This is a genomic window from Amaricoccus sp. (assembly GCF_017993425.1).
GTDB lineage: Bacteria > Pseudomonadota > Alphaproteobacteria > Rhodobacterales > Rhodobacteraceae > Amaricoccus.
In genome coordinates this window covers 1-8,825 of the sequence record NZ_JAGOMQ010000076.1, presented here as the reverse complement: position 1 = coordinate 8,825, position 8,825 = coordinate 1, and the positions used below count along the sequence as shown (strand labels likewise).

Here is an 8,825-nt window from a genome sequence, read left to right as displayed (position 1 = left end):
GGCCTCGCTCTCTCGTAGCATCCCGATGATCTGCTCTTCGGTGAACCTGCTTCGCTTCATCTCCGGTCCCTCTCCTGGTGGTCCGGATTCCAGCAGCCCGTGGAGGAGAAACAAGGGGTCACGTCACAGGCGGCTCGATCGAGATCGATCTGGCGGGCGGCCACCGGATGCGGATCAATGGGCGCTATGACCCTGAGGCGCTGGCCCGGTTGATCCGGGGCCTGTCCGGGTGATCCCCGTCCCGAGCGCCACGAAGGTCTGGCTGGCGGCCGGGGTGACGGACATGCGCCGGGGCTTCACGGCGCTCGCGGCGCAGGCGGAGGCGACGCTCCAGCAGGACCCCTTCGCGGGACATCTCTTCGTGTTCCGGGGCCGACGCGGCGATCTGGTGAAGGTGATCTGGTGGGACGGCCAAGGGGCCTGCCTGTTCGTGAAGCGCCTGGAGCGGGGCCGCTTCGTCTGGCCCTCGGCGAAGGAGGGCAAGGTGTCGCTGACGCCGGCGCAACTGGCGATGCTGCTTGAGGGCATCGACTGGCGCATGCCGCAACGGACCTGGCAGCCTGAGGCAGCAGGATAATCGGCAGTCAGGGCTCTGCGAGGATTCCCATAGGGAATTCCGTAAGATAAACTCGATCATGCTCGACGAGACCGCCCCGTTGCCAGAAGATCCTGAGGAACTGCGCGCCTTCACGGCGCGGCTCCTGGCCGAGGTGAAGGCGCAGGCGATCCTGATCGAGAAGCTGCGCCACCAGCTGGCCGGCCACCGCGCGCATCGCTTCGGCGCCTCCTCCGAGACGGCTGAGCAGCTGCAGCTGGCGCTGGAGACGAGCGAGATCGCCGCGGCGGCGATGACGGCGCGGCTGCGCCTGCCCGATGTCGAGCAGAAGGGCCAGCCGAAGCGCCGTCCGATCCCCGATCATGTCCCGCGCATGGTGGTGGAGATCAGCCCCACCGCCGATGCCTGCGCCGACTGCGGCGGCCAACTGCGCCGGATCGGCGAGGACGTGACCGAGGAGCTCGAGTATGTGCCGGGCCCCTCGCCATTGTCCCCGGACCGATGGCGGACAATAGCTCGACATCGTGAACCGGATCGTGCGGCCCCGGCTGACCTGCGCCTGCTGCGAGCGCTTCGTCCAGGCACCGCTGCCGTCGCGCCCCATCGAGCGCGGCCGCCCTGGCCCCGGGCTTCTCGCTCATGTGCTGGTCAGCAAATACGCTGACCACCTTCCCCTCTATCGCCAATCCCAGATCTTCGAACGCGACGGGCTGGACCTCGACCGCTCCACGCTTGCCGACTGGGTCGGAAAGTCCACCGCGCTGCTGGCTCCGCTGGCCGACGCCATCGGGCGGCACGTGCTCGCGGCCGAGGCGATCTTCGCCGACGACACGCCGGTCAGCATGCTGGCGCCCGGCACGGGCAGGACGCAGACCGCCCGGCTCTGGACCTATGCCCGCGACGAGCGCCCATGGGACGGGAGCGCGCCGCCAGCGGCATGGTATCGCTTCTCGGGCGACCGGAAGGGGCAGCAGGTCGGGCTGACCATCGAGCCCGAGAATGCCCACGCACTGATGCGGGCGGGGACCTATCTGCTGACCGAGCTCGACCGGACGATTTCCGTGTCGCACCCGGAGCTTCCCCAGCTGAACTTCATCTCCTACGTGATGTTCCGCGACATCGGCGACGACGGCGTGGTGCGGACCTGCACGGTGCTGAAGCCCGGCCGCGTCGACCGCTCGCCCTGCGGGACAGGATCGTCGGCGAACCTCGCGACGATGCACGCGCGCGGGCTGGTCCGGAAGGGCGACGTGCTGACCAGCCGCTCGATCATCGGCAGCGCGTTCCGGGCCGAGGTGAAGGACGAGACGGTCGTCGGCAACCGGCCGGCGATCCTTCCGCGCGTCACCGGGCGGGCCTGGATCTACGGGCTGAGCCAGATCGGGCTCGATCCGACCGATCCATTCCCGCGGGGCTTCGCGCTTTCGGATACCTGGGGGCCTTATGTCGGCGAACTCTGAAGTGCTGGACCCGCGCGACGCGCTGCTCGGGGCAGGGGGCCTCGCCACCCGGTTCGCGTCGATCCCTGACGGCGAGGCGCTGGCGCTCCTCGGCGACCGCTACGGGATCGGCGGGGCGCTGAAGCGGCTCGATACGGAGAAGGACGACACCTTCCTCGTCACCGGCGCCGACGGTGCGCGCTTCATCGCCAAGATCTCGAACCCCGACGAGGATCCGCGCGAGCTGTCGCTGCAATCGGAGGCGCTGGAGCATGTCGCGGCGTCGGACCCGACGCTGCCGGTGCCGCGGGTGGTGCGGAATCGCGACGGCGAAGCGTTCTTCCGCGCCGAGGACAGCCACGGGCAGACGCGGCTCGTGCGCGTCCTGAGCTACCTCGACGGGACACCGCTCGATCACTTCGAGGCGACGGCGGGTGAGCGGGCGAAGGTCGGGGCGATCCTGGCGCGGCTGCGGCTCGCGATGGCGGGATTCGCGCATCCGCATGATGGGCGCGAGATCGCCTGGGACGTCAAGCATCTGCCGAAGCTCGCCTTCCTCATCGAGGCGATCGCCGACCCGGAGAAGCGGGAGAAGCTCGCGCGCGGGCTCGAGCGGTTCCGCGCGATCGAGCCCGCGCTTGCCACCTGCCGGACGCAGGTGCTCCACAATGACTTCAGCCGCTCGAACATCGTCACCGACCGGGCCGCGCCGGAGTTCGTCACCGGGGCCATCGACTTCGGCGACGTGGTGCGAACCTGCATCGTCATCGACGTGTCGACGGCGCTCCTGAACCAGCTGATGCCGGACGGCGGCGCGGGCATGTTCGACCGCGGGCGGGATCTGCTCGCCGGCTATCTCGGCGTCGCCGATCTCACCGAGACCGAGATGCGGGTGCTGCCGCACATGGTCATGGCGCGGGTGATCGCGCGGGCGCTGATCACCACCTGGCGGGCGGAGCAGTTCCCGGACAACGAGCCTTATATCATGCGCAACACCCATCAGGGCTGGGCGCAGCTCGACTGGTTCCTCGCGCGATCGCCCGAGGCGGTCAGCGCCACATTCGCGGGGGTGGGGCGGTGAGCGCGGCGCGGCAAGCATCGCTTGGCGATCGGGCCGCGCAGGATCAGGTTCGATCGGCCCATTCGCAAGGTGAACTTGCGGGTCGACGGCTTTTGTTGATTTGGGGGCGGCCCGCCGTGCGGCAGTCTCCGGGAAAGGGGACCGCATGACCGAGGCACTGGAAGCGAACCGGGACGCCGGACTGGCGCAGACCGGGAAGATCAACATCGGAATGGTCAACGGCTTCGATCCGTCAAGCCTCGGCCGCCTCGATCCGGCGACCCAGGAGCTGGTCCGCCGGCGGCAGCGGCTGCTCGGGCCGGCCTACCGGCTCATGTACGCCGACCCGGTCGAGATCGCCCGCGCCGAAGGCTGCCTGCTCTGGGACAGCCAGGGCAACGAATATCTCGACGCCTACAACAACGTCGTCTCCGTCGGCCATTGCAACCCGGTGGTGGTCGAAGCCGTGCACCGGCAGATGCAGACGCTCTGCACCCACACCCGCTACATCCAGGACGGCATTCTCGACTTCGCCGCCGAGATCGTGCCGACCTTCGGGGCGCCGATCGAGCATGTCATGTTCACCTGCTCGGGGTCGGAGGCGAACGACCTCGCGGTCCGGATCGCCAAGCACCATACCGGCAAGCAGGGCGTCATCATCACCTCGGAGGCCTATCACGGCAATTCCGAGCTGACCGCGGGCCTCTCGGCCTCGCTCGGGAAGAAGTCGCCGCTCGGGACGTGGACACGGCGGATCTCGACGCCAGACAGCTACCGGATGGCGCCCGAGGCGCTGACCGCGAAGCTCGTCGCCGAGGTCGAGGCGCATATCGAGGAGCTGGAGCGCCAGGGCGACGGGATCGCGGCGTTCATCGCCGACTCGCTGTTCTCGTCGGACGGGATCTATGCCCAGCCCGCCGACCTGCTCGCGCGGATCGCCGAGGTGGTGCACAAGGCCGGCGGCGTCGTCATCGCCGACGAGGCGCAGGCGGGCTTCGGGCGCTCGGGCGATGCGCTCTGGGGCTACCAGCGTCACGGCCAGAGGCCCGACATCGTGACCATGGGCAAGCCGATGGGGAACGGCTTTCCGGTCGCCGCCGTGGCGCTGGCGCCGCGCGTCGTCGAGAGCTTCGGTGCGGAGACGCGCTATTTCAACACCTTCGGTGGCAACAGCGTCGCGGTGAAGGCGGCGCAGGCGACCTTCGGGGTGATCCGGGACGAGAACCTGATGGCAAACGCCAAGCGGGTGGGCGACCTCCTCCGGGACGGCATCCGCGAGTTGGCCGCGAAGGACGAGCGGATCGGCGATGTGCGTGGCTCCGGCCTCTATGTCGGGGTCGAGTTCGTCAAGGATCGCGCGACGAAGGAGCCGGATTCCGCGACGGCGCTGGCCGCGGTCGACGGGATGCGGCGGCGGCGGGTGCTGATCTCCGCCACCGGCGCCCATGCCAACAACCTGAAGATCCGTCCGCCGCTCGTCTTCACGCCGGCCCATGCCGACCGGCTGGTCAATGCGCTCGCGGCGACGCTCGAGACGATCTGAGGGGGCCTGGAAAAGCCCGGATCGGGATGCGGTCGGCGAGATGGCTCGCCGGCCGGGAAGGCCGAACGGCCATCACTGAACCAAGTCCGGCGGTCATGCCGGCCAACAGGGATAACAAGACAATGAAGACCATACTGACCAGTGCCCTTCTCGCCGGCGTCGGCCTGCTGGCCGCGGGCGGCGCCTCCGCCGCCGACGGCAACACGCTCAAAGCGGTCAAGGCGCGTGGAACGCTGAACTGTCCGGGCCACAACGGCTCGTATCTCGGCTTCGCGGAACTTGACGACAAGGGCAACTGGAAGGGCCTCGACATCGACCTCTGCCGCGGCATCGCCGCCGCCGTCTTCGACGACGCGACCAAGGTCAAGATCGTGCCGATCTCCTGGGAGCAGCGCTGGCCGGCGCTGCAGTCGGGTGACATCGACGTCGTCATCAAGGCCTCGGGCGGCACGCTCAGCCGCGACGCCGAGCTGAGCCTGCAGTTCTCCAACTCCTACTACCTCGGCACCACCAAGGTCATGGCGCACAAGGAACTCGGCCTCGCGAGCCTCAAGGACGCCGACGGCGGAACGATGTGCGTGCCGGCCGGCACCTCGATCGAGAAGCAGGTGACGAATTACCTGCAGAAGATGGGCATCACGATGGAGATCGTCGCCATCGAGAAGACCGAGGAGCTGGAGAACGCCTATTTCACCGGCCGCTGCGACACCTACGCCCAGTGGGGGCCGGTGCTCGCCATCGCCCGGTCGGCCGCCGGCAAGGTCGATGACAACGTCATCCTGCCGGACGTCCTCGCGCTCGAGCCCGAGGTGATGATCGTCCGCCAGGGCGACGACAACTGGGTCGACATCGCCAACTGGACGCTGTCGGCGATGCTCTTCGCCGAACAGGAGGGCATCACCTCGGCCAATGTCGACGAGATGAAGGCGAATGCCACCGCGCCCGACATCGCCAAGTTCCTCGGCAAGACCCCGGGCGTCGGCAAGGGCCTCGGGCTCAGCGACGACTGGGCCTACAACGTCATCAAGCAGGTCGGCAACTACGGCGAGGTCTTCGACCGCAGCCTCGGCCAGGGCTCGCCTTACAAGATGGACCGCGAGATGACCAACCTCTGGAACGCCGGGGGTGTCATGTACCCCTTCGTCTTCGACTGATCGGCATCGCCGGCGGGGCGGCGTGACGCCGCCCCGTCCCTCCCACATCAGCTCGGGGGCCCTGACATGGCCGCGTCTCCCCTCTGGCGCCGGAAGTCGTTCCGGCGCGCCGCCATCCAGGGCGGTTTCCTCGTAGCCATCGCCGCCGTCGTGATCGTCGGCACGATGACCGCGCGGGCAAACCTCGCCGCCCAGGGCATCACCTCGGGCTTCGGCTTCCTCGCGAAATCGACCGGGTGGGATCTGAACTTCTCGATCCTGCCGACCAACCCCAACGACCCCTACTGGTGGTTCATCCTCGCCGGCATCTGCAACACCCTGTTCCTCGGCTTCCTGGGGCTGTTCTTCGCCACCCTGATCGGCCTCGCCGTCGGGATGGCGCGGAGCTCGACGAACCCCTCGGCGCGGCTGGTCGGCGCCACCTATGTCGAGACGTTCCGCAACATCCCGCTGATCGTGCAGGTGTTCTTCTGGTACGCGATGGCGAGCCAGCTGCCCGGCCCCAAGCAGTCGATCGTCGTCGGCGACGCGCTGCTGTCGAGCCGCGGCCTCTACCTGCCCGGCCTCAACGTCAGTCTCGTCTCGGCGATCGCCGCGGTGGCGATCGCCTTCGTCACCGCCTGCCTGCTGCTCTGGATCGCCATCGCCAGGCCGTTCCGCCGGATGGCCAAGGTGGCGAAGCGCAACCTGCTGCTCGGGGTGCTCGGCGGCGGCCTCGTCCTCGCCGCCGTCGGCCTGTTCCTCGGCCGCCTGCCCGACACGCCGCTGGTCAGCCTTCCCGAGCTCCAGGGCCTGAACGTCAGGGGCGGCATCCGCATCCAGCCCGAGCTCTACACTCTGGCCTTCGCCATCGCGATCTATGGCGGGGCCTATATCGGCGAGATCGTCCGCGGCGGCTTCAAGGCCGTCGGCCGCGGCCAGGTCGAGGCGGCGCAGGCGCTCGGGCTCAGCGCCTGGCAGGCGTTCAGCCGCGTCCGGCTGCCGCTCGCGATCCGGGCGATGCTGCCGATCCTCATCAATCAGTACGTCTGGCTGATCAAGGCGACCACGCTCGGCATCGTCGTCGGCTTCTCGGACTTCTTCATGGTCATCTCCGGGGCGATCACCCACTCCGGCCAGACCCTCGAGCTGATCGCGATCCTGATGGGCGGCTTTCTCGTCATCAACTTCTCCCTTGCCGCGATCCTGAACCGGATCAACCGCGCCATCGCCCTCAAGGGCACCGTGATCGGAGTGGCCCATTGACCGCCATGACCATGGATACAGCTCTCCCTCCCACCGCGACCCAGCGTCTCCTCCACGACCTCCGGCGCAACTACTTCGCCTCGCCGCTCGGGTCCCTCGTCACCGCCGTCTCGGTCGGGCTCACCCTCCTCGTGCTGTGGAAGGTGCTCGACTGGGCGGTCCTGAGCGCGACCTTCGACCCGGCCGCGCGGCAGCCGGAATGCGCGGCCAACGGCGGCGCCTGCTGGTCGGTGATCGCCAACCGCTGGCGGCTGATCATCTTCGGGATCTATCCCTACGAGGAGCAGTGGCGCTCGGCGCTGGCGATCGTCGCGGTCATCGTGATGATGGTCCTGAGCTGCATCCCGCGCTTCTGGTCCCTCAAGCGGCTGACGGCGATCTGGGGGATCGGCGCCGCCACCTTCTACATCCTGATGAAGGGCGGCGTCCTGGGCCTGCGCGAGGTCGGCGAGGAGCAGTGGGGCGGGCTCTGCCTGACGCTGTTCCTGTTCGTGGCGACGAGCCTCCTCGGGATGCCGCTCGCCATCGGGCTCGCGCTGATGCGCCGCTCGGAGATGCCGGTGATCTCGAAGGTGACCGGCTGGTTCATCGACTGCGTGCGCTCGCTGCCGCTGCTCGCGATCCTCTTCACCTTCGCGATCGTGCTGCCCTTCATGCTGCCGGGCTTCCTGATCGGCGAGAAGCTCTACCGGGTGGTCATTGGCGGGGCGCTCTTCTTCGCGGCCTACCAGGCGGAGATCATCCGCGGCGGCTTTCAGGGTATCGGCAGGGGCCAGGAGGAAGCGGCCAAGGCGCTCGGCATCCCCTACCGCCACCGCATCACCCGCATCGTGCTGCCGCAGACCTTCCGCCTCGCCCTGCCGGCGACGATCAACCAGTTCGTGATCACCTTCATGGAGACCTCGCTCGTCGTCGTTGTCGGCTTCGTCGAGCTCCTCGCCGCCGGCAGCGCCGCCTATGGCACCGGCGACTGGAAGTTCGCCTATGTCGAGGTCTACGCCTTCATCTCGCTCATCTACTTCACCTTCGTCTTCGGCCTGTCCCGCTACGGCGCCTATCTCGAGCGGCGCATGAACGTCGGACGGCGATAGGAGCCCATCCCCATGTCCAATCCGAACGCGCCGGCGATCGAGCTCGTCGAGCTCGACAAGTTCTACGGTGACTTCCACGTCCTGAAGGGCATCAATCTCACCGTCCGCCGCGGCGAGAAGGTGGTGGTCTGCGGCCCCTCCGGCTCCGGCAAGTCGACGATGATCCGCTGCATAAACCACCTCGAGGAACATACCCGCGGCACGATCCGCGTCCTCGGCACCGAGCTCGGCGACAATGTCGCCTCGATCGACGAGATCCGCCGCGAGGTCGGGATGGTCTTCCAGCACTTCAACCTCTTCCCGCACATGACCGTGCTCGACAACTGCACCCTCGCCCCGATGCTGGTGCGCAAGATCCCGCAGGAGGAGGCCGAGGCGACGGCGATGAAGTACCTGACCAAGGTCCGCATCCCCGAGCAGGCGCAGAAATACCCGGGCCAGCTTTCCGGCGGCCAGCAGCAGCGCGTGGCGATCGCCCGCGCCCTCTGCATGCAGCCCCACGTCCTGCTCTTCGACGAGCCGACCTCGGCGCTCGACCCGGAGATGATCGGCGAAGTGCTCGACGTGATGACAACCCTCGCCGCCGACGGCATGACGATGGTCTGCGTGACCCACGAGATGGGCTTCGCCCGCAAGGTCGCCGACCGGGTCATCTTCATGGACGCCGGCGAGATCGTCGAGGAGGCGGATCCCGAGACCTTCTTCGGCGCGCCGAAGAACGAGCGGACCATCCGTTT

8 protein-coding genes and 1 pseudogene are annotated in these 8,825 nt (G+C 68.1%); all 9 read left to right on the top strand.

The genetic code is table 11. The features are described 5' to 3' along the window. The first annotated feature begins 229 nt into the window (after window positions 1-229). Window positions 230-577, top strand: coding sequence for an IS66 family insertion sequence element accessory protein TnpB (gene tnpB / locus KBB57_RS19620; RefSeq protein WP_290753987.1), 348 nt, complete (start codon window positions 230-232; stop codon window positions 575-577). 58 nt (window positions 578-635) lie between these two features. Further along, window positions 636-1,524 (top strand): annotated as a pseudogene (locus KBB57_RS19615) (IS66 family transposase); the annotation flags it as partial. Window positions 1,525-1,569: 45 nt separating this feature from the next. Next, window positions 1,570-2,016 carry a proline racemase family protein gene (locus KBB57_RS19610; protein ID WP_290753988.1) on the top strand — a complete coding sequence of 149 codons (447 nt, stop codon included), beginning with the start codon at window positions 1,570-1,572 and terminating at the stop codon, window positions 2,014-2,016. A gap of 1 nt (window position 2,017) precedes the next feature. Then, window positions 2,018-3,076: a phosphotransferase gene (locus tag KBB57_RS19605; RefSeq protein ID WP_290753986.1), complete on the top strand. Its 1,059-nt coding sequence runs from the start codon at window positions 2,018-2,020 to the stop codon at window positions 3,074-3,076. A gap of 145 nt (window positions 3,077-3,221) precedes the next feature. After that, on the top strand, window positions 3,222-4,598 hold the full coding sequence (locus KBB57_RS19600) for an aspartate aminotransferase family protein (protein WP_290753985.1): 1,377 nt from the start codon (window positions 3,222-3,224) through the stop codon (window positions 4,596-4,598). 122 nt (window positions 4,599-4,720) lie between these two features. Next, window positions 4,721-5,752: an amino acid ABC transporter substrate-binding protein gene (locus KBB57_RS19595; RefSeq protein WP_290753984.1), complete on the top strand. Its 1,032-nt coding sequence runs from the start codon at window positions 4,721-4,723 to the stop codon at window positions 5,750-5,752. Window positions 5,753-5,818: 66 nt separating this feature from the next. Continuing rightward, entirely contained in the window at window positions 5,819-6,997 is a 1,179-nt protein-coding gene (locus KBB57_RS19590; RefSeq protein ID WP_290753983.1) for an ABC transporter permease subunit, read from the top strand. An 11-nt stretch (window positions 6,998-7,008) separates the two neighbouring features. Beyond that, window positions 7,009-8,088 (top strand): amino acid ABC transporter permease, encoded by a 1,080-nt coding sequence (locus tag KBB57_RS19585; RefSeq protein WP_290753981.1) that lies wholly within the window; start codon window positions 7,009-7,011, stop codon window positions 8,086-8,088. 12 nt (window positions 8,089-8,100) lie between these two features. After that, on the top strand, window positions 8,101-8,825 hold a 725-nt coding region (locus KBB57_RS19580), incomplete at its 3' end, for an amino acid ABC transporter ATP-binding protein (protein WP_290753979.1).

What these genes read in the sequence shown, in the direction of transcription:
- KBB57_RS19590 (WP_290753983.1), top strand. Translation starts at nt 5,819, where the DNA reads ATGGCCGCGTCTCCCCTCTGGCGCCGGAAGTCGTTCCGGCGCGCCGCC.
- KBB57_RS19610 (WP_290753988.1), top strand. Translation starts at nt 1,570, where the DNA reads ATGCGGGCGGGGACCTATCTGCTGACCGAGCTCGACCGGACGATTTCC.
- KBB57_RS19600 (WP_290753985.1), top strand. Translation starts at nt 3,222, where the DNA reads ATGACCGAGGCACTGGAAGCGAACCGGGACGCCGGACTGGCGCAGACC.
- KBB57_RS19585 (WP_290753981.1), top strand. Translation starts at nt 7,009, where the DNA reads ATGGATACAGCTCTCCCTCCCACCGCGACCCAGCGTCTCCTCCACGAC.
- KBB57_RS19595 (WP_290753984.1), top strand. Translation starts at nt 4,721, where the DNA reads ATGAAGACCATACTGACCAGTGCCCTTCTCGCCGGCGTCGGCCTGCTG.